Here is a 23,511-nt window from a genome sequence, read left to right as displayed (position 1 = left end):
GGACTCTCCATGGATGCACTGACTTCAAGTCCTGCATCACGTTGATGAGGCTGACCGTCATTAATGCGACTACTGATGTTGGGGGGAGAGGCTTGTGAGCAGGGCTGTGTGACTATGTAGGAGATAATGCCAGGCAACAAACAAAACGCCCCGCTACATAGCGGGGCGTTTTGCTAGGCAATGTTCTTGCGACAAGTCATTACCAGTGGAGGACTAAAGCCTCAAGACTCATGTCTGTGTCTTAGTGCTTGGCGACATAGACGGTGCGAATATTCATGAAGGCACCGAAGCCATATTCGCTCTGCTCGCGGCCATAGCCGCTGCCTTTAACGCCACCAAACGGCAGTTGAGCGAAGGGTGTTGTCGGGCGATTCACGAAGCTCATGCCCGCTTCGAGCTGGCGAGCGACGCGCTCACCGCGCTCGAGATCCTTTGATACCACTGTGCTGCCGAGGCCATAAGGGCAGTCGTTCGCCAGCTGGATGGCATGGTCTTCATTCTCGGCAATCACGACAGACGCCACCGGGCCGAATAGCTCTTCATTGAAGGCTGGGTTGCCTGCGTGACGTTGCTCAGCACCGTCGGCGGATACCAAGCACCGGCGCGGTCAGGAATTTCACCACCGCATTCGAGTTTGGCGCCGGCCTTGATGGCGCGCTGGACTTGATCGTGTAGATCATCGCGCAGGTCTTTGCGCGACATCGGCCCGATATCGATGCCTTCGACCAGCGGGTCGTCCATGCGCATCTGCTTCACTTTCTCGATCAGGCGCGCTGTGAAGTCCTTGGCCAGTGATTTATCGACGATCAAGCGCTTGGAGGCTGCGCAGCTCTGGCCGGTATTATCAAAGCGACCAGCAATGGCGAGATCGACGGCCCGCTCGATCTCGGCGTCATCCAGCACAATCAGGGGGTCTATCCCGCCGAGCTCCAGCACACTCGGCTTGAGCGCTGCGCCAGCCTGCTGGGCAACCTTACGCCCGGCTTCTTCGCTCCCCGTCAATGTCACACCGCAGACAATCGGGTCGTTGATGATGCTTTCCACCATCTCAGCGCCGATGGGTAGCCAAGTGAACACACCTTCCTCGAAGCCTGCCTTATGGAAGAGCTGAGTGATAAGTTCGGCGCAGCCAGGCACATTGGAAGCGTGCTTGAGCAGGCAGACATTACCACCCGCCAGGTTGGGCGCTGCAAAGCGGACGACCTGGTACAGCGGATAGTTCCAAGGCATCACGCCCAGGACTGCACCCATTGGATCCTTGATGATCATGGCGCTTTCGGCACCCTCGACATCACGGGGTTCCGGGTCCATCAGCTCGTCGAGGTTATCGGCGTAAAAACGGGTGATGCTGGAAGAAATCTGGGTTTCGCTGAGACCCTGTTGATAGGGCTTGCCCATTTCACGGGCGATCAGGGTAGCCATCTCCTCTTTGTGCTCATCGATGAGATCAGCAAGCACATTCAGTCGACGGGCACGCTCTTCTAGCGGTAGTTGGCTGTAAGCTGGGTAAGACTCGCGGGTCTGGTCTAGCTTGCGGGCCAGATCATCCTTGCTTAACGTGGCATATTCATTGAGGACATTGTCATTGGCCGGATTTGTAGCGGTCAGTGTCTTGTTGCTCATCTTGCCTCCCGTAAGGGTTGCTCTGTCAGCATGAGATCGCCGGTGTTGGCACGATCCATCGTGTCCCCTAACACTTGTGGTGCGGTAAGTGGTCTTCAAGGGTATTCATTGAATTGGTTGCGTCATCGCAGTGTTGCCGTAAGAGAACAGCGACTGCTCTTGAACAATTACTGTGCGATAAAGTGCATTGCACAGAGTCTGCTCTAACTGGCAGAGCATGCGACAATGCTAGCTTTTGGACGGCAATGAACTCGAGGCAGATCTCACGTTCAGAGTCAGCAAGGTTCGCAAGGAGAGGAATACGGCGTGTTCAACAACATTCTGGTGATATGTACCGGCAATATCTGTCGCAGCCCAGTAGGGGAGGCGCTATTACGTAAGGCATTGCCGGGTAAGACCGTACACTCTGCAGGCGTGGGGGCTCTGGTTGATCATCCGGTAGAGCCAACCGCTGCAAGAATGGCCACGGCCTCGGAATTGGAGGTTGAGCACCATCGCGCCCGTCAGGTATCGATAGAGATGTTGACTGCAGCAGATCTTGTGCTGGTCATGAGCGATGGGCATCGTCGTGCCATCAATCAGATGGCCCCCCAAGTCAGCGGTAAGACCATGCTGTTTGGGCGTTGGCTGGCCGCTGGAAAGGGTGAAGAGATTCCTGATCCCTATCGGAAGAGTGAGGCAGCGTTTGAGCATGCCCACAAGAAACTGATGGACGCTGCTGCACTCTGGGTTGCCAAGCTCAAGTAGCCTTACTCCAGTTACTGTAACCTTATGTATCGATAGAGTTTTTTGGCGTATCTAAAAGGCCGACTGCCTCGCAGTCGGCCTTTTTTTTGTGCCTGTTAAAAAATCTTTTATAACAACGGCTTAGTGCATTTTGTTAAATTTTGTATATTGTGTGGTCTGTTGGGCATTCTCAAGCGTTAGATATCTAAGTATTAATTTTTTATAGAGTTTGCTGAATTCTAGCGCGTAATGTATATTTTTGTTAACAAATGTCTCCAAATAATTACACTGGTGCCCACTGATGCGCGAACTCGATCTTCAGGCTCTTGAGCCCCGTCTGCTGTTGGATGCTGCTGCTGCTGTGACCGTTGTCGAAAGTGCCGACGTCAGCAGCGACAACATGCAAGCAACCTTGTCAGGCACCGAGGATACTCCGTATTCACTCTCCAGCTTGAGCGTGACGGATGAAGGGGGCGCAGAGGGGACGGATCAGTACACGCTGAATTTGAGCCTGGATGCGGCGGCAGTAGACGCCGGTGCGGTGCTCAGCAGTGGTGGCAGCAGCACAGCATTTACCGGTACGGCGCAGGAGATTACTGATCAGTTGGCGGGAGTCACCGTGATTCCGGGTGAGAACTACACCGATGACATTACCCTGAATCTGAATCTCACCGAGGGCGGCGAATCAAGGAGCTCGCTGGATTTCGTGGCGACGCTTACTCCAGTCAATGATGATCCGGTTTTTACTGACAGTGGTGAAAACTATCCTTCTGCCACAGAGGCGGGCACCTTTACTTTTTCTATCGAGGCGCTGGGCCTGAGTGATCCGGATATCACCAGTGGTGAGCAGGGCGAGGATCAGTTGATCCTCGCGATCGATAGCCTGCCGACCACGGGTAAGTTGACCTTCAATGGCTCTCCTGTCGCTGTGGGTTCTACCTTTGATGCAAGTCAGCTCAGCAAGCTCGTCTATACCCATGATGGCAGTGATATTGCCGTAGGGGATACCGACAGCTTTTCGGTCACAGTCGTTGATGGAGCTGGTGGTGAGGCCTTCGCCATGCTCAATGTCGAGCTGATCCCGGATAATGCGGCGCCTGCGGTGACGGGTGATTCGCAGCAGTTCGAAGGTCAGAGCACGTCACTGGGGCTGACATACACCGATGAAGAGTCGGGACATGCTGATGCGGCCGCCAATGCGACGGTCGAAATCACGAACCTCGGTAACCTCGCTGACCGTGGCACTTTGTATCTGGATCTGAATGAAGACGGCATCGCCGACGCCGATGAAGTTATTTCCAGCATATCGGATGATCTGGCGAGCTTTACGGCAGACCAGCTTCAGTACTTATCCTTTGCCCATGATGGCGATGAGCCTGATTTCGATGACCGGCCTAGCTTCACCATCAAGGTTACCGATGTCGGCGGCGGTGAAGGTGAGGGCAACGCGCTCTCCAGTGAGCGCACGATCACTATCGGTATTCTGGAGAACAATGACGACCCGACGCTGACGCCGACTACCGAAGCATTGGATGCCACGACCAATGCTGATAGCTCAGTCGTCATCACCACGGCAGCATTGGGAGCAGTAGATCCGGACAGCACGACGGATCAGCTTGCCTACTCGGTCCAATCTATCCCTACCTATGGCGAGATTCAGCTCAACGTCGGCACTGAGGAATCGCCGGAATGGGTAGAGTTGATCGTCGGTACCAGCTTTACTCAGGCTCAGGTCGATAGCGGTTTCGTCCGCTACGTGCAAACCGAGTCTGCGCCGGAAGGTACCACTACCGATACAGGATTCACTTTCGGCCTGGTCGACTCCGAATTCAAGGCCTTCGAGACTGCTGGCGATGCAGGGACATGGGGGGCGCAAACTCCCCCACCACTGGCACGCTGACCTTTACGGTGGATGATGGCGTCGGTGGACAGGGCTTGGACCCGCAAGATCCAATCGATTCGATTTCGATCAATGCTGGGCTGGTTGTTGAGGAAGCGACTTCCACCACCACAGCTACCGTGATTTCCACATCAGAGCTGCAATATACGGTGACGGCAGGGGCTTACACCTACCCGACCAGCCAGATTGTCTACACCGTGTCTGTATTGCCGACCAACGGCACCCTGTATGTGGATGGTACTGCGCTTAGTGCCTATGGCAGTTTCACCCAGGCTGATATCGACGCGGGACTGGTGACCTTCCTGCAGGACGGCAGTGAGGATCATGAGTCAGAATTCACTTATACCGTGACCAATGGCGGTGATTTCACTGCAATTGATACCTTCTCCATCGACGCGACCCCGGTCAATGATGCGCCTGTGGCTAGCGACTCCAGTGTCAGCGTGATTGAGAAAACGGTGGATGGCACCGGTATCGTGCGCATCACTGATCTGGTGATGACCGATGCGGATGGCAGTGAAGAGGGCCTCGGAGATGAAGGCGCAACGGATGATCTGTGGTTCCAGATCAGTCTGGATGATCTGAGCGGCGGCACGCTTCAAGTCTGGGATGGCAGTGAGTGGATGGCAGCCTCAGAAGATGTCTGGTACTCCCAGGACATTCTGAGCGCTGACGCTGATGGCGAAACCAGTGGCCTGCGTTACGTGCATGACGGCGGAGAAAGCACTGATGAGCTGAACGATAGTTTCACCTTCATCGTCCGCGATGATCTTGCAGCGCCGTCTGATCCTTTCGACACTGACACCAGCACGCCAACCGACAACGGCCTGGAGACCAGTAACGTCTCCAATACCGGCACCGTGACGATAGCCGTCACTCCCTTCAATGACGCTCCGATGATTCCTTTGACCGCTGATGCTGCCGATCAGACGGTGACGAATGCCGCGGGGGTCACGACAACATCAGCCAATAATCCGCTCGCACTTGGCGAAGGTGAGATTGCGGTCATTACCAATAGCCTCTTGCAGGCAGTTGATAGTGATAACACGACACGTCAGTCGACCTACGTTGTCGAAAGCCTCCCCGAAAATGGCACGCTGCTCGTCAGTGGCAAGACGCTGCGCGTCGGCAGCTCCTTCACTCAAGCTGATATCGATAGCGGTTTGCTCTCATACGAGCATGATGGCGGTGAGACACGCTCTGACGATTTCACCTTTACCGTCAGTGATGGGCCACTGACGACTGATGAAGCCACCTTTGATATTGTCATCACGCCGTTGGATGACTCTCCTGAAATCACGGGGACTCAGCCAGAAGACAAGCTGATCCCGGCCTCTACTGCACTTTCTGCACTGGATCTTGGTGGCGCCTTTGTTATTGGTGACGTCGATATCCTGGACGCCGAGTCAGGTCTGGGTGTCGATGCGGCTGAGACTGATAGCATCAAGGTATCACTCTCGCTCAAGGATGAAGACGGTGCCATCGTTCCGTTTACTACCGCTGTTCTGACAGCACTGCCCAGTGGTGCAGATTCCACTGTTATCACTGATGCCAATACTCTGGTGATTGAAGGTACCTTGGAGGCCGTTCAAGCCTCTTTGGACACCTTGAGCGTGCAGATGGTGTTGGACCCGATTTCTGGTGAGGAGGACCCTGATCAGCGTTGGACGTTGGAAGCCGTCGTGGATGACCGTCTTGGCGATGGCAGCCTGAATGGCGGCTCTGCCAACGAAGGTGGGGCGGCTATAGGCGAGGATTTCAATACGGTAACTGCGAACGTAGAGCTTTGGGCCTCTACAGAGAATGATGCCCCTGTCGTGACTCTGCCGGACACTACCGAGCTGGTGGTTACGGAAGATGGTGGCTATCAGGATATCGGTACCATCACCGTGACTGACGCTGATAGTTTTGATGAAGATGTCACCGTGGTACTCAGTGTGCCGGCGGGAAATCTGCAGATCACTGCTGCGGGAGATGCTGTTGTCAGCGGCAACCAGTCTGGCACTATCACTGTGATCGGCACGGTGACTGATATCAAAGCTGCGCTGAAAAATATCCAGTATCAGCCAGATGAGAATGACAATGGCACGGTGGAGTTGACCGTTACCGCGACGGATACCGACCTGCATGGTGATGGCACCGCGATCACTACAACGGCGACTACCGACATCACGATCACTGCGGTCAATGATGTACCGCTCTTGACCGTACCCACGGAAACGCTGGTGATGGATGATGGTCAGCCACTGACCATCTCCGGTATTTCTGTCGCGGATGACAATGATTTTGGTCAGGACGTTTATAACGATGTCCAGACCGTGATGGTAACGGTTGAACAAGGTGAAGCATTTGCCGATGGCACGCTTGATCTTGTTGCGGGTATAGGGCTTACCGTCAGTGGTCAAGAAACTGGCGTTCTGGAATTGACCGGAACGCTGGCGGACCTCAATGCTGCCTTGGCGACGCTTGAATTTACCGCTGCAGATATTAACGACGATAAATCAGCCAAGCTGAACATTACCTTCAATGATGAAGGTAATGGTGATCCGACTCAGGAAAATGCGCAGGAAGAATCAGCTTCTGCTTCGATCACGATCAATGTCTCGGGTGAGAATGATGCCCCGACGATCACCAGTGCCACACCAGAAGCCGGTGTGCTGAATGAAGATTCCAGCCTCAATCTATCTGCTTTGGGGGTTGTGCTGAATGATCCCGATGATTTTGGTGCGGATAACCTGACACTGACGCTGACCGTTCAGCACGGTACTTTCAATGATGGCACCAGCAACGTCACCCTCACTGGCACCGAAGCCCAGCTGCAAGCTGCGCTGAATGCCGAGACGTATACCGCTGATGGTGATTACTACGGTGAAGATATACTCGGTATTACCTTCAATGATGGCGGTAATACCGGCTTGATTGCAGGCACTAATGAAAGTGGCGAGCAGGAAGTTAGCAGGAATATCACGCTGACGGTCACGTCAGTCAACGACCGTCCTGTATCCGATGGTGCTGACGAGTCCGTGGTGGCGATCAATGAAGATACCGCCGACGCTAATATCAGCGGCACCGATCTCCTCACCCTTCTGAATGATCAGTACAGTGATACGACTGATGATCAAACCCAGGAAAATGGCCTCACTGCTGCCAGCGAAGAAACCCCGCTGACCTATGTCGCAATTACTGGTAATAGCTCTACCAGTAATCAGGTACATGGCAGGTATTGATCGGATCTGATTGGATCGATATTCCTGCAGGTCTATCCGATAGCAGTGCATTGGTGGTTTCGGCAGACGCTGATATCCGTTTCGTACTGGCTGATGACTTCAATGGAGTGCCAGGTGCCTTGGCCGTACGCCTCGGCGATGGCAGCGATTTGGGTATCAATACCAGCGATTCCGCTAGCGATTTGTTCGACCTTGCCGATGAACCCAACGGCAATCTGGGTGATCAGGCTAGCGTCTGGTCGGATGCTCTGATTGCCATTGGCACCAGTGTTATTGAGACGAACGATGCCCCGGCCATACCAGACGATAGCGTGACCCTGGCGGCCATTGACGAAGACGTTACCGATTCTGAAGGCGACACCGTTGCCAACCTGATGGGCGGTAACTTCGATGATGCCAGTGCAGACGATCAAACTGATGAGGCGGTGTCTGGTGGCAGTGAGGCAGATAGCTTCGCGGGTGTTGCCATCATCTCCAGCCCATCAATCGATACTGAAGGCACTTGGCAGTACTCCACGGATGCTGGTGCCACCTGGATCGATGTGCCGGACGATGTCAGCGACAGCAACGCACTCGTTCTGACGACGACTGACTCGCTGCGCTTTGTACCGGCAGAGAATTATCATGGCGCGCCGACGGGGCTCGACTATGTGGTGGCCGACGATAGCAGCGGTGCAGTGACATCTGAATCCCGTGTGGATGCTTCTACTTTTGACCAGGCCGGTATCTGGTCTGATGCCGCAAGTGCTGCAACGCTGAACACGACAGTGAATCCGATCAATGATGCGCCGGTGCTGACGGGTAGCACCGCGCCTGAAGCCTTCGCTATTTCAGTCGTTGAAAATAGCGGCCCGGGAACTGGCAGTGCGGAAGTTGCCTTGGTATCAGAGGCCTCTCTAAGTGATATCGATACTGCTCTGGTCGGTGACAACTTCGGCGGCGGCACCATTACCATCACTATCGATACTGCGACGAACTTCGATATCTTCTCGGTGGATGAAGCGCTTGATGGCTTTGCAAACGCCGATCTTGATGATGGCACCTTGACCGTGGCGCTGGCCTCCGGTGCCACGGCAGCTCAGGTGGCAGCATTGGTCAACTCCCTGACCTATCAGAACGTCAGTGATGATCCGGACACTACCACTCGCGCCTACACCGTGGTGGTCAATGACGGCAACAATGATGGCTTGTCTGAAGATGAATCAGGCGGTGACGCTTCACTCGATAGCAATATCCTGACGGGCTATCTGAAGGTTGTGGATACCAATGATGATCCGGTAGCTGTCAATGATGCTGGCATCACTGATGAAGACACTGCGTTGGCGGTTGAGGCTGAAAACGGTGTGCTGAGCAATGACACCGATCTGGATACGCCGGAGGAAGACTTCGTCGTCAGTCAGGTCAATGGCAGTGACGGTAACGTGGGTCAGCTAGTGGCTGGCAGCACGGGTGGCTCCTTCACCCTGAATCAGGATGGTAGCTGGAGCTTCACCCCTGACGGAGATTTCGAAGGGCTGAAAGCAGGTGAAAGCGCAGTGACCACCGTGACGTATCAGGTCAGTGATGGTGAAGGCGGTGTGTCGACGGCGACCGTCAGCGTGACCGTCAATGGTGTCGATGATATTCCGACACTGATCGCTGACACGGGTGCTGTCACGGAAGATACCAACGTGACAGACGGCGACCTGACGACCAGCGGTACCTTGGCGGCGGGCACGGATGGCGATACAGGTGAAGACAAGTTCACGGCAGAGACTCTCGCCGGTATCTACGGTGAACTGACCGTCGATGCCGATGGCAACTGGACCTACAGCGCCGATAACGCGCAAGACGCGATTCAGCAGCTCAATCAGGGCGCGACCCTGACCGATAGCCTTACGGTCACCAATGCCGATGGTGTGACGACCACGACGGTCGATATCACCATCACTGGCGTCAATGATGCGCCGGTGGCCGTTGCGGATATCGGTACCACCTCAGAAAACTCCGACCTCGTCGTTGCGGCTGTCGATGGCGTGCTGTCCAACGATACCGATATCGATCAGGGCTCCACCAAGACCGTCAGCCAGGTGGCTGGCGCGGGGACGGGTGTTGATGCCTCTGTCGCGATGACGGGTGGCGGGTCGATCACCATCGCTGCCGATGGAAGCTATACCTTCGTTCCGGGTGCTGATTTCGATTATCTTGCCGCTGGCGAAAGTGCCACAACCACGATTGCCTACACTGTTCAGGACGATAACGGGGCCGAGTCGAGCAGTACGCTGACGATCACCGTCACGGGCACCAATGATATCCCGACGCTGATCGCTGACACGGGTGCTGTCACGGAAGATACCAACGTGACAGACGGCGACCTGACGACCAGCGGTACCCTTGATGCAGGTACAGACGGTGACGCTGGGGAAGACAAGTTCACTGCCGAGACCCTCACTGGCACTTATGGCGAACTTGTCGTCGATGCCGATGGCAACTGGACCTACAGCGCCGATAACACGCAAGACGCGATTCAGCAGCTCAATCAGGGCGCGACGCTGACGGATAGCATTACGGTCACCAATGCCGATGGCGTGACGACAACGACGGTCGATATCACCATCACTGGCGTCAATGACGCGCCAGTGGCTGTCGCGGATACGGGCACTACCGCAGAAAACACCGACCTCGTCGTTGCGGCTGTCGATGGCGTGCTGTCCAACGATACCGATATCGATCAGGGCTCCACCAAGACCGTCAGCCAGGTGGCTGGCGCGGGTACGGGTGTTGATGCCTCTGTCGCGATGACGGGGGGCGGGTCGATCACCATTGCTGCCGATGGCAGTTATACCTTCTCGCCGGGTACCGATTTTGACTATCTCGCCGTAGATGAGACAGCGACCACCACGGTTGCCTACACCGTTCAGGACGATAACGGGGCCGAGTCGAGCAGTACGCTGACGATCACCGTCACAGGGACAAACGATGCGCCGACGGTCGTTGAGGTCCAGCAGGACCAGACGGGTGTTGATGGTCAGGCAATCACACCGTTCGACGTGGTTGATCTGTTCGCTGATACGGATGATGGAGCTGAGCTGAGCTACGCTGCTGCGGATCTGCCGGAGGGTCTGAGCATCGATCCGAGCACGGGCATCATCAGCGGTACGCTGACCAGTGATGCCTCTCAGGGCGGTATTGATGGCGTTCACACCGTCACACTGACGGCGACGGATGAAAACGATGCGTCTGTCACCACGACTTTCACGTGGACCGTTGCCAACGTGGATCCCGTCGCGCAGGACAATAGCGACGACGTTGCTGAAGGACTCGCGACCGATTCCGTCAGCACGGCCAACGGTAACGTCATTTCTGACGCAGGCACCGATAGTGACGGTGGCAATGATGATGATGTCATCGTCGTCAGTGGTGTCGGCGTTGGCGAGAATGTGGCGACTGACACAGCTGCAGGGGTAGCCGTTGACGGAAGTTATGGCGCCGTTGTCATCGCTGCTGACGGTAGCTACACCTACACCCTTGATAACGCCAACAGCGCGGTTCAGGCACTCGATGTCGGCGATAGCCTCGTCGAGACATTCACCTATCAGATCTCTGATGGACAGGGTGGTCTGGCGACAGCGCTTCTGACCCTCACGATCAATGGCACCAATGATGCGCCGGTGGCGGTTGCTGATGCCACTGCCACCAATGAAGACACGGCTCTCACTGTTGCCGATACCACGAATGTGCTGAGCAACGACACGGATGTGGACGATGCGTCCTCGTTGTCTGTCAGGCAGGTCAATGGCAATGCGGGCAGTGTCGGTCAGCCGGTCACCGGCAGCGAGGGCGGCTCCTTCGTCCTGAATGAAGATGGTAGCTGGAGCTTTGATCCTGCCGGTGATTTTGAAGACTTGAAAGCAGGTGAAAGCGCCGTTTCCACCATTACCTATCAAGTCAGTGATGGTGAGGGCGGTCTGTCGACGGCGACCGTCAGCGTGACCATCAATGGCGTGGATGACATTCCGACATTGACCGCGGATAGCGGCAATGTCACCGAAGATACTGCGGTCGATGCTGACGGAAATCTCATCGCGACAGGTACGCTGGTTGCAGGGACTGGCGGCGATGCAGGAGAAGACAAGTTTACCGCTGAGACGCTTGCCGGCACCTATGGTGAGCTTGTCGTCGATGCCGATGGCAACTGGACCTATAGCGCCGATAACGCACAGGATGCAATTCAGCAGCTGAATCAGGGCGCGACGCTGACGGACAGCATCACGGTCACCAATGCCGATGGCGTGACGACCACGACGGTCGACATCACCATCACTGGCGTCAATGATGCGCCGGTGGCCGTCGTGGACAGTGGAGCCACCACCGAGAACGTGGGTCTGACGGTAGCCGCTGTTGATGGCGTATTGGCCAATGACACCGATATCGATACGGGGTCGACCAGTGCTGTCAGTCAGGTGGCTGGTGCGGCTGGCGGAGTGGGGACCTCCGTCGCCATGACCGGCGGCGGAGCGATCACCATCGACGCTGACGGTGGCTATACGTTCGTACCGGGCGCGGACTTCGACAATCTCGCCGTAGGCGAAACAGCAACGACGGTCGTTGCCTATACGGTACAGGATGACAATGGCGCCGAATCCAGCAGCACGCTGACCATCACGGTGACAGGCACCAATGACGCGCCGGTCGTTGTCGATACCCAGATGAATCTGACCGGCGTCGATGGCCAGGCGATCACTGCCTTCGATGTCGTCGATCTGTTTGCAGATGTTGATGACGGTGCAGTATTGGCCTATACCGCCACCGAACTACCCGATGGTCTGAGCCTCAACGCGAGTACCGGCGTGATCAGCGGCACCCTGAGCAGCGATGCTTCTCAAGGTGGCACAGAGGGTGTTCATACCGTCACGCTGACGGCGACCGATGATCAGGGCGCCATTGTCACCACTGACTTCACGTGGACCGTGGCAAACGTGGACCCCATCGCTCAGGACAACGCGGATTCCCTTGAGGAAGGTACCGCCATTGACAGCATCAGCACCACTGAAGGCAACGTGATCACTGATGCTGGCGTGGATAGCGATGGCGGTGATGATAACGACACCCTGCTCATCAATGGCGTGGGCTTCGGGGCGAATGTCGCGACCGACGCGGCCGCTGGCGAAGACGTCGATGGTGACTATGGCAGTCTTGCCATCGCCTCCAATGGCGCTTACGTCTATACCCTGGATAACAGCAGCGCAGCCGTCCAGGCATTGGATGTTGGCGATACTCTGGTCGAGACTTTCACCTATGAAATCTCCGATGGCCAGGGTGGCGTTGCGACGGCACTGCTGACCATCACCATCAATGGCAGCAACGATGCGCCGGTGCTGGTCGATGGTGCACAACCGGTTGAGCAGAGTGACGCTGATGGCGAAGCCGTGACACCGCTGGATGTATCGGGTGCCTTCACTGACGTCGACGCTGATGCGTCGCTGACCTACAGTGCGGCCAATCTGCCGGATGGATTGAGCATTGACCCAGATACCGGCGTGATCAGCGGTACACTCACCAGTGATGCCTCTCAAGGTGGCACGGAGGGTGCACACGACGTCGTCATCACCGTGACAGATGATCAGAATGCCAGTGTGACGACCACCTTCATATGGAATGTCGCCAACGTTGATCCGATCGCGCAGGACAATACGAATGCGCTTGATGAGGGTCTCGAGACCACTGCCGTCAGCACGACGGGTGGCAATGTCCTGACAGATGCCGCACCGGATGCAAGTGTCGATAGCGACGGCGGAAATGATGCCGATGAACTGAGTGTCAGCGGTGTCGGTGCCGGCCAGGCAATCGTCGACGGCGCCACCTCTGCTGATGGCACCTTCGGCAGCATCACTCTCGATGGTACGGGTGAATATCTCTATACCCTCGATAACACCAACGATGCTGTACAGGCATTGGCGGTCGGTGAAACTCTCACCGATACCATCAGCTATGAAATATCTGATGGTCAGGGTGGCACGGACACCGCTGAACTGACCATCACCATCAACGGCACCAATGATGCGCCGGTCATCACGCTGGAGGCAGGGGATAGCGCTGGTGCATCGCTGATCGAAAGCGATGCTGGTCTCAGTGCCAGCGGCACGCTGAGTGTGGCAGATGTCGATACCACCGATAGCGTGACGCCGAGCATCACGGCGGTAGCAACCACTGGTGATATCAATGGCCTGTCAGAGGCTGATCTGCTCGCGATGCTGTCAGTGGATGACGGGGCCGTCATCAATGGCACCGACACTCAGGGCACCCTGAATTGGGACTTCGATAGCAGTGCGTTACCGACTGCCTTCGATCACCTGGCGCTGGGTGAGGTGCTGACGCTGACCTATACCGTCGAGGTGGCGGATGGCCAGGGCGGCTCCGACAGTCAGGACATCACGCTGACCATCACCGGTAGCAATGATGCGCCGGTTCTGGTGGCTGACGCGCAACCGGTTGATCAGGCATATGACGACGGTGATGCGATCACGCCGTTCAGTGTGTCAGATGCCTTTGCCGACGTTGATAACGATGCCGTACTGACGTTCGCGGCCGCCAACCTGCCAGCGGGTTTGAGCATCGATGCAGAGACGGGTGACATCAGCGGTACATTGACCAGTGATGCTTCTCAGGGCGGTGATGACGGGGACGGCATCTACACCGTCATCTTGACCAGCACTGATGAGAACGGTGCCGAGGTCACGACAAGCTTTACCTGGACTGTCGCCAATGTAGCGCCAGAGGCTGAAAACGATGCTGCCTTCATCGATGAAGGCGCGAGTGCGACTGACGACAGCGCTGTCAGCGGCAATGTTCTTGGTGCTCTGGGCGCCGGTGACAATGATCAAGCGGATAGTGACGGCGGCAATGACAACGATGCTCTGGTCGTCAGTGGTATCGCATTCGGTGCTGTGCCAGCGACGCTGGCAGCCGCTGGCAGCGATGTCGATGGAAACTATGGTTCGCTCATCATCAATGCTGACGGTACCTATACCTACGACCTGAACAATGCCAATGAAGATGTGCAGGCGCTGGCGGTTGGCGAAGTGCTCAGTGAGACCTTCACCTATCAGATTTCAGATGCTCAAGACGGTGTCGATACTGCGCTGCTGACCATCACCATCAACGGCACCAACGATGCACCGGTCATCTCCATCGAGGGCGACGATAGCGCCGCTGAGACGCTGACCGAATCGGACACCACGCTCGCGACGGCCGGCACGCTGTCCGTCAGCGATCTGGATACCACCGATATCGTCACCCCGAGCGTCGCTTCCGTGACCGCCACCGGCGATACCGACGGCCTGAGCAATGCCCAGCTGCTGGGCATGCTCTCTGTCGATGCCGAGGCGATCATCGCCGACACCGACAATGACGGCACGCTGAACTGGGCCTTCGACAGCGCAAGCGTCGCCGGTGAAGCCTTCGATCACCTCGCCGTGGGTGAGAGCCTGGTGCTGGATTACACCGTGGTGGTCACTGACAGCCAGGGCGCGACGGCGGAACAGGTCGTCCAGATCACCATCAACGGCACCAACGACGAACCGGTCATCGCCATTGAAGGCGACGACAGTGCAGCCGAGACGCTGACCGAGTCTGACGCCACGCTCGCGACCTCCGGCACGCTGTCGGTCAGCGATCTGGATACCACCGATGAAGTGACGCCGAGCGTCGCCGCTGTTACTGCCACCGGTGACACCGATGGTCTGAGCAATGCCGAGCTACTGGGCATGCTGTCCGTGGATGCCGATGCGATCATCGATGGCGTCAGCAATGACGGCACGCTGAACTGGGCGTTCGACAGCTCAAGCGTCGCGGGTGAAGCCTTCGATCATCTGGCGATGGGCGAGAGCCTGGTGCTCGATTACACCGTAGTGGTCACTGACAGCCAGGGCGCGACCGCTGAACAGGTCGTCAGCATCACCATCAACGGCACCAACGATGCACCGGTGTTGGTGGCGGGCCAGCAGCCGGCCGACCAGTCTGATGATGATGGTGACCCCATCACCCCATTCAGCGTCGCGGATGCCTTCACCGATATCGATAACGACGCGGTGCTGACATTTACGGCTGGCAATCTGCCGGAAGGTCTGGTCATTGACCTGAACTCTGGCGAAATCAGCGGAACATTGTCGCCGGATGCCTCTCAAGGAGGTGACGACGATGATGGTATCTACACCGTCATTCTTACCGGCACCGATGAGAATGGCGCTTTTGTGACAACGTCATTCAGCTGGACCGTCGCCAACGTTGCCCCTGAAGCCTTTGACAACACTGCGGAGTTGGAGGAGGGCATCGCGACAGGCGATACCAGCACCACAGAGGGAAATGTCATCACCGATTCCCAGCCGGGAACAGATAGCGATGGCGGCAACGACAGTGATGTACTGGTTGTCAGTGGTGTTGGCTTCGGTGCGAATGTCGCGACGGATAGCGACGCAGGCACGCCGGTGCCAGGTAGCTTTGGCAGTGTCTCCATCGCTGATGACGGTAGCTACACTTATACGTTGGATAACACCAATGCTGCGGTACAGGCGCTCGCGGCGGGCGAGAGCTTGAGCGACACCTTTACCTATGAAATTTCGGATGGTCAGGGCGGTGTTGCGACAGCACTTCTGACTGTCACTATCAATGCAACAAACGACGCACCGGTCATCTCCATCGAAGGCGACGACAGCGCCGCTGAGTCTTTGACCGAATCTGATGCCACCCTCGCGACCGCCGGCACGCTGTCCGTCAGCGATCTGGATACCACCGATGTTGTCACGCCGAGCGTCGCTGCTGTGGTTGCCACTGGCGATACCGATGGCCTGAGCAATGAGCAGCTTCTCACCATGCTGTCCGTCGATGCAGAGGCGATCATCGATGGCGTCAGCAACGACGGCACGCTGAACTGGGTCTTCGACAGCGCAAGCGTTGCCGGTGAGGCCTTCGATCACCTCGCCGTGGGCGAGAGCCTGGTGCTGGATTACACCGTGGTGGTCACTGACAGCCAGGGTGCGACCGCCGAGCAAGTCGTCCAGATCACCATCAACGGCACCAACGACGCACCGGTCATCACCATTGAAGGCGACGACAGCGCCGCTGAGTCTTTGACCGAATCTGATGCCGCCCTCGCGACCGCCGGCACGCTGTCCGTCAGCGATCTGGATACCACCGATGTTGTCACGCCGAGCGTCGCTGCTGTGGTTGCCACTGGCGATACCGATGGCCTGAGCAATGAGCAGCTTCTCACCATGCTCTCTGTCGATGCCGAGGCGATCATCGGTGATGCAGCGAATGACGGCACCCTGAACTGGGCATTCGACAGCAACAGTGTCGCCGGGGAAGCCTTCGATCACCTCGCTGTAGGTGAGAGCCTGGTGCTGGATTACACCGTGGTCGTCACTGATAGCCAGGGCGCGACGGCGGAGCAAGTCGTCAGCATTACCATCAACGGCAGCAACGATGCGCCGGTCATCGCCATTGAGGGCGACGACAGCGCCGCCGAGTCTTTGACCGAATCTGACGCCACCCTCGCGACCGCCGGCACGCTGTCCGTCAGCGATCTGGATACCACCGATGTTGTCACGCCGAGCGTCGCTGCCGTGGTTGCCACTGGCGATACCGATGGTCTGAGCAATGCCGAGCTACTGGGCATGCTCTCTGTTGATGCCGAGGCGATCATTGCCAACACCGACAATGACGGCACCCTGAACTGGACCTTCGACAGCGCAAGCGTCGCCGGTGAAGCCTTCGATCACCTCGCCGTCGGCGAGAGCCTGGTGCTGGATTACACCGTGGTGGTCACTGACAGCCAGGGAGTGACGGCGGAGCAAGTCGTCCAGATCACCATCAGCGGCAGCAATGACGCACCGGTCATCGCCATTGAAGGCGACGACAGTGCGGCGGAATCGCTGATCGAGACGGACGATACGCTGAGCACCGCCGGCACGTTGTCCATCAGCGATCTGGATACCACCGACGTTGTCACGCCAAGCGTGGCTTCTGTTACCGCCACCGGCGATACCGATGGCCTGAGCAACGCTGAGCTGCTGAGCATGCTCTCTGTCGATGCCGAGGCGATCATCGCCAACACCGAGAACGACGGCACGCTGAACTGGACCTTCGACAGCGCAAGCGTCGCCGGTGAAGCCTTCGATCATCTCGCCGTGGGCGAGAGCCTGGTGCTCGACTACACCGTGGTCGTCACCGACAGCCAGGGTGCGACCGCCGAGCAGGTCGTCTCGATCACCATCAACGGCACCAACGACGCACCGGTCATCGCCATCGAGGGCGACGACAGTGCGGCGGAATCGCTGACCGAATCTGACGCCACGCTCGCGACCGCCGGCACGTTGTCGGTCAGTGATCTGGATACCACCGATGTCGTCACGCCGAGCGTCGCTGCCGTGGTTGCCACCGGCGATACCGACGGCCTGAGCAATGCCGAGCTGCTGGGCATGTTGTCTGTCGATGCAGAGGCGATCATCGATGGCGTCAGCAACGACGGCACGCTGAACTGGGCCTTCGACAGCGCAAGCGTTGCCGGTGAGGCCTTCGATCACCTCGCCGTGGGCGAGAGCCTGGTGCTCGACTACACCGTGGTCGTCACCGACAGCCAGGGCGCGACCGCCGAGCAGGTCGTCAGCATCACCATCAACGGCACCAACGACGCACCGGTCATCGCCATTGAAGGCGACGACAGTGCGGCGGAATCGCTGATCGAGACGGACGATACGCTGAGCACCGCCGGCACGCTTTCCATCAGCGATCTGGATACCACCGACGTTGTCACGCCAAGCGTGGCTTCTGTTACCGCCACCGGCGATACCGACGGCCTGAGCAATGATCAGTTGCTGAGCATGCTGTCCGTCGATGCCGAGGCGATCATCGATGGCGTCAGCAACGACGGCACGCTGAACTGGGCCTTCGACAGCGCAAGCGTTGCCGGTGAGGCCTTCGATCACCTCGCCGTGGGCGAGAGCCTGGTGCTCGACTACACCGTGGTCGTCACCGACAGCCAGGGCGCGACCGCCGAGCAGGTCGTCAGCATCACCATCAACGGCACCAACGACGCACCGGTCATCGCCATCGAGGGCGACGACAGCGCCGCCGAGTCTTTGACCCAATCTGACGCCACCCTCGCGACCGCCGGCACGTTGTCCGTCAGCGACCTGGATACCACCGATGTCGTCACGCCGAGCGTCGCTGCCGTGGTTGCCACTGGCGATACCGATGGCCTGAGCAATGAGCAGCTTCTCACCATGCTGTCCGTCGATGCCGAGGCGATCATCGCCGACACCGACAATGACGGCACGCTGAACTGGGCCTTCGACAGCGCAAGCGTCGCCGGCGAAGCCTTCGATCACCTCGCGGTGGGCGAGAGCCTGGTGCTGGATTACACCGTGGTCGTCACTGACAGCAGGGTGCGACGGCGGAGCAAGTCGTCCAGATCACCATCAACGGCACCAACGACGCACCGGTCATCGCCATCGAAGGCGACGACAGCGCCGCTGAGTCTTTGACCGAATCTGACGCCACCCTCGCGACCGCCGGCACGTTGTCGGTCAGTGATCTGGATACCACCGATGTCGTCACGCCGAGCGTCGCTGCCGTGGTTGCCACCGGTGATGCCGACGGCCTGAGCAACGCCGAGCTGCTGGGCATGCTGTCCGTTGATGCCGATGCCATCATCGCCAACACCGACAATGACGGCACGCTGAACTGGACCTTCGACAGCAGCAGTGTCGAAGGTGAAGCCTTCGATCACCTGGCGGTGGGTGAGAGCCTGGTGCTGGATTACACCGTGGTGGTCACTGACAGCCAGGGCGCAACCGCTGAGCAAGTCGTCAGCATTACCATCAACGGCACCAACGATGCGCCGGTCATTGCCATCGAAGGCGACGACAGTGCCGCCGAGTCGCTGACCGAATCTGACGCCACGCTGAGCACCTCTGGCACGTTGTCGATCAGTGATCTGGATACCACTGACGACGTCACGCCGAGCGTCACGGCCGTGACTGCCACCGGTGACACTGATGGCCTGAGCAATGCCGAGCTGCTGAGCATGCTCTCCGTCGATGCCGATGCCATCATCGATGGTGTCAGCAACGACGGCACCCTGAACTGGACCTTCGACAGCGCAAGCGTGGAAGGCGAAGCCTTCGATCACCTCGCCGTGGGCGAGAGCCTGGTGCTGGATTACACCGTGGTGGTCACTGACAGCCAGGGCGCGACCGCGGAGCAAGTCGTCCAGATCACCATCAACGGCACCAACGACGCACCGGTCATCGCCATCGAGGGCGACGACAGCGCCGCCGAGTCTTTGACCCAATCTGACGCCACCCTCGCGACCGCCGGCACGTTGTCGGTCAGTGATCTGGATACCACCGATGTTGTCACGCCGAGCGTCGCTGCTGTGGTTGCCACTGGCGATACCGATGGCCTGAGCAATGCCGAGCTTCTCACCATGCTGTCCGTCGATGCCGAGGCGATCATCGCCGACACCGACAATGACGGCACGCTGAACTGGGCCTTCGACAGCGCAAGTGTCGCGGGCGAAGCCTTCGATCACCTCGCGGTGGGCGAGAGCCTGGTGCTGGATTACACCGTGGTCGTCACTGACAGCCAGGGCGCAACCGCTGAGCAAGTCGTCAGCATTACCATCAACGGCACCAACGACGCACCGGTCATCGCCATCGAGGGCGACGACAGCGCCGCTGAGTCGCTGACCGAGACTGACGCCACGCTGACCACCGCCGGCACGCTCTCCGTGAGCGATCTGGACACCACTGACGAAGTCACGCCGAGCGTCACGGCCGTGACTGCCACCGGTGACACTGATGGCCTGAGCAATGCCGAGCTGCTGAGCATGCTCTCCGTCGATGCCGATGCCATCATCGATGGTGTCAGCAACGACGGCACCCTGAACTGGACCTTCGACAGCTCAAACGTCGCCGGTGAAGCCTTCGATCACCTCGCCGTCGGCGAAAGCCTGGTGCTGGATTACACCGTGGTCGTCACTGACAGCCAGGGCGTGACCGCTGAGCAGGTTGTCTCGATCACCATCAACGGCAGCAACGATGCGCCGGTGCTGGTGGATGGTGAGCAACCTGTTGATCAAAGTGGTAACGATGGCGATCCCATCACGGCGTTCTTTGTCGCGGATGCTTTCACTGATATCGATAATGTTGCAGAGCTCAGCTTCTCGGCTGACAACCTGCCGGAAGGCTGGTCATCGCCCCGGCCACCGGCGAGATCAGCGGTACGCTGTCGCCGGATGCCTCCACTGGCGGTGACGACAATGACGGCATCTACACCGTCACGCTGACGGGTACCGACGAGAATGGCGCCGAGGTCACCACGACCTTTACCTGGACCGTCGTCAACGTCGCGCCACAGGCCTTTGACAACATCGCTGAACTGGATGAGGGCGTCGCCACAGGAGACACCAGCACCACTAACGGCAACGTGTTGACGGAAGGCGAGTCAGATATCGATGGCGGCAACGACACTGATACGCTGATCGTCAGTGGTATCGGCGCAGGCGCCAATGCGGGCACTGACAGCGCCACAGGTACGCCGGTTGTCGGCACCTTCGGTAGCGTCACGATTGCAGAAGATGGCAGCTACACCTACGCACTGGATAACACCAACGCAGCGGTTCAGGCGCTCGCCGAAGGGGAAGTGCTCAGCGAGACCTTCACCTACGAGATCTCCGATGGTCAGAGCGGCACCGATACGGCGCTGCTCACCGTGACCATCAACGGCACCAACGATGCACCGCGCGCGACCCTCAGATCTCCGGGTATTGAGGTTGGAAGTGATGGGGAGCCAGTATCACCGGTGAATCTTCAGGAATTCTTTGAGGATATAGATAACGATTCCCAGCTCACCTTCAGTGCAGAAGGTTTGCCCGCAGGCCTGATTATTGATCCTGTTAGCGGGGTCATCAGTGGAGTTCTTTCCAATGATGCTTCTCAACAGGGGAATACGGCGACTCAAGGCCTTTACTCTGTCACGGCGACTGCGACCGATGAAGAAGGGCTACATTCTAGTATTTCCTTGAGCTATTACGCAGCCAACGTCGCGCCACAGGCCTTTGACAACATCGCTGAACTGGATGAGGGCGTCGCCACAGGAGACACCAGCACCACTAACGGCAATGTATTGACGGACGGTGACGCGGATATAGACGGCGGCAAGGACACCGATACGCTGATCGTCAGTGGCATCGGCGCGGGGGCCAATGCGGGGACTGACAGCACCGCCGGTACGCCGGTCACAGGTACCTACGGCAGCGTCACCATCGCCGACGACGGCAGCTATACCTACACGCTGGATAACACCAACGCGTCGGTGCAGGCGCTGGCCGACGGCGAAGTGCTCACCGAGACCTTCACCTACCAGATCTCCGATGGTCAGGGCGGCACCGACACGGCGCTGCTCACCGTGACCATCAATGGCACCAACGATGCTCCGGTGCTGGTCGAGGGTGCGCAACCGGCCGATCAGGCAGCCAACGACGGTGAGGCGATCACGCCATTCACCATTGCTGACGCCTTCACTGACGTCGACAACGGTGCCGAGCTGACCTTCCGCGTCGAGAATCTTCCCCAAGGACTGGTGATCGATCCAGCTACCGGCGAGATCAGCGGCACGCTGTCACCGGATGCTTCGCAGGGCGGTGATAACGACGAGGGTATCTACACGCTTACGGTTACGGCTACAGATGCTGAAGGTAATACTGCCAGCACAACCTTCACGTATAAGGTGAGCAACCCTATTCCTGAAGCGTTGGACCAGAGTGCAGAAGTCTCTGAAGACGGCGTGACAAGTGCAGTGGGAAATGTACTGGTCGGAGCTGATGGAGAGCCGCTCACGATTGATGTTGACGGAGACTCTGTGACGATTGCCAGCGTCAATGGCCAATCTGTTGATAATGACCAGACGGTTATTCAGGGCACCTATGGTCAACTGACCATTGCGTCTGATGGTGCATGGCGTTATGAGTTGGCAAATAACACTACCGCAGTGCAGGCGCTTGAGGATGGTCAGCGCGTCACTGACAGCTTTGGCTTTGTGGTCAGTGATGGCCAGGGGGGCATCGCGGTAGGCCAGCTGTCACTGAATGTAACGGGACTCAGTGAACCGGTAGTGCGAGGAACGACTGGTATTCCGCCGGTGACAGTTACGTCAGGTTTTGTACCTGATAATGGTTCTGATGGTGATGAAGTGGGGCGTCTCACGTCACAGGAAGATGACAGAGAGCAGCTCCTCTTCAGTGATTCTATCTTGCTGGATATCCCTAGCATTCAGCCAGTTCAGCTCACCATTATCTTGCGTGATGTAGTGGCCAATGAGGCGGTCTATGAATTCTCTCTGCCGGCCGGCGCTTTCGAGAGCACCAATAATGAAGAAATCAAGGTCGAAGCCACTAGAGCCGATGGTAGTTCGTTGCCTGGTTATGTTGCGTTTGATAGCGACTCACTGAGCTTCCGAGTCAACCGAGCCATGGCATTGTCTCTTGGCGTCGAGCGGGTCGATATCAAGGTCACCGGTCGCGATGAATCTGGTAACGAAGCAAGTACTACCTTCGTGATCTATCTCACGCCCAAGCAACAGGATGAAATTGAGCAAGAGACTGCCTTTGACGCTGAGACGAGTGATGAAGTACCGGCGACTGATTCACCTTCTGATGGTGAGGTAGGGCAACCACAAGCAGAGCCACAGCCTGAGCCTCAGGAAGCAGCAGAGACAACCGCTGTTCTTGGAGCAGTGCCACTCTCTGAAATGCTCAAGGTCGCTGGACGTGATGGATTCAGCCACGATCATGCCGATGTGCTTGCTGATTTGATGGCGTTGCTTGGAGATGATTCAGATATTTCCTGAGTTAGTCCGGCGACAGAGAAAGGCCAGCTAGCAGGTGACTCAAGAACACCAAAAAGCATTTCGCTATCGGCTTTAGTCACAAGATTCATTCCCGCCTGAAATGAAAGGCGGGCATACAAGAGTAAGGGACAGGGGCTACATCATGAC

The 23,511-nt window shown here is 57.6% G+C and carries 8 protein-coding genes; 6 read left to right on the top strand and 2 right to left on the bottom strand.

Annotation, left to right across the window (positions count from 1 at the left end):
• Positions 1-241: 241 nt before the first annotated feature.
• Entirely contained in the window at positions 242-511 is a 270-nt protein-coding gene (locus BF12_RS23655; RefSeq protein WP_439644452.1) for an aldehyde dehydrogenase family protein, read from the bottom strand.
• On the bottom strand, positions 508-1,623 hold the full coding sequence (locus BF12_RS18080) for an aldehyde dehydrogenase family protein (protein ID WP_051510632.1): 1,116 nt from the start codon (positions 1,621-1,623) through the stop codon (positions 508-510). The genes BF12_RS23655 and BF12_RS18080 overlap by 4 nt, the downstream gene beginning before the upstream one ends.
• 306 nt (positions 1,624-1,929) lie before the next feature.
• Between BF12_RS18080 and BF12_RS0100730 the strand changes: the two genes are divergently transcribed.
• The 6 genes from BF12_RS0100730 (at position 1,930) to BF12_RS0100705 (ending at position 23,364) form a co-directional block, all read left to right on the top strand.
• The gene (locus BF12_RS0100730; protein WP_024950589.1) at positions 1,930-2,370 is read left to right on the top strand and encodes an arsenate reductase/protein-tyrosine-phosphatase family protein; all 441 of its coding nucleotides are present in this window, start codon (positions 1,930-1,932) and stop codon (positions 2,368-2,370) included.
• A 280-nt stretch (positions 2,371-2,650) separates the two neighbouring features.
• Positions 2,651-4,249: a cadherin-like domain-containing protein gene (locus BF12_RS0100725; RefSeq protein ID WP_024950588.1), complete on the top strand. Its 1,599-nt coding sequence runs from the start codon at positions 2,651-2,653 to the stop codon at positions 4,247-4,249.
• Complete coding sequence (locus BF12_RS0100720) at positions 4,213-7,476, top strand: cadherin-like domain-containing protein (protein ID WP_024950587.1); 3,264 nt, start codon at positions 4,213-4,215, stop codon at positions 7,474-7,476. Before BF12_RS0100725 ends, BF12_RS0100720 begins: the two co-directional genes overlap by 37 nt.
• Complete coding sequence (locus BF12_RS21870; RefSeq protein WP_024950586.1) at positions 7,473-18,998, top strand: beta strand repeat-containing protein; 11,526 nt, start codon at positions 7,473-7,475, stop codon at positions 18,996-18,998. Before BF12_RS0100720 ends, BF12_RS21870 begins: the two co-directional genes overlap by 4 nt.
• Positions 18,995-20,803 (top strand): VCBS domain-containing protein, encoded by a 1,809-nt coding sequence (locus tag BF12_RS0100710; protein ID WP_024950585.1) that lies wholly within the window; start codon positions 18,995-18,997, stop codon positions 20,801-20,803. Before BF12_RS21870 ends, BF12_RS0100710 begins: the two co-directional genes overlap by 4 nt.
• On the top strand, positions 20,704-23,364 hold the full coding sequence (locus BF12_RS0100705; protein WP_369343277.1) for a VCBS domain-containing protein: 2,661 nt from the start codon (positions 20,704-20,706) through the stop codon (positions 23,362-23,364). The genes BF12_RS0100710 and BF12_RS0100705 overlap by 100 nt, the downstream gene beginning before the upstream one ends.
• Positions 23,365-23,511 lie beyond the last annotated feature (147 nt).

Source organism: Cobetia crustatorum (assembly GCF_000591415.1).
Classification (GTDB): Bacteria; Pseudomonadota; Gammaproteobacteria; order Pseudomonadales; family Halomonadaceae; genus Cobetia; species Cobetia crustatorum.
The sequence above is the reverse complement of the archived record's forward strand: the minus strand, read 5'-3'. Positions and strand labels throughout refer to the sequence as shown.

What these genes read in the sequence shown, in the direction of transcription:
- BF12_RS18080 (WP_051510632.1), bottom strand. Translation starts at nt 1,623, where the DNA reads ATGAGCAACAAGACACTGACCGCTACAAATCCGGCCAATGACAATGTC.
- BF12_RS0100725 (WP_024950588.1), top strand. Translation starts at nt 2,651, where the DNA reads ATGCGCGAACTCGATCTTCAGGCTCTTGAGCCCCGTCTGCTGTTGGAT.
- BF12_RS0100720 (WP_024950587.1), top strand. Translation starts at nt 4,213, where the DNA reads ATGGGGGGCGCAAACTCCCCCACCACTGGCACGCTGACCTTTACGGTG.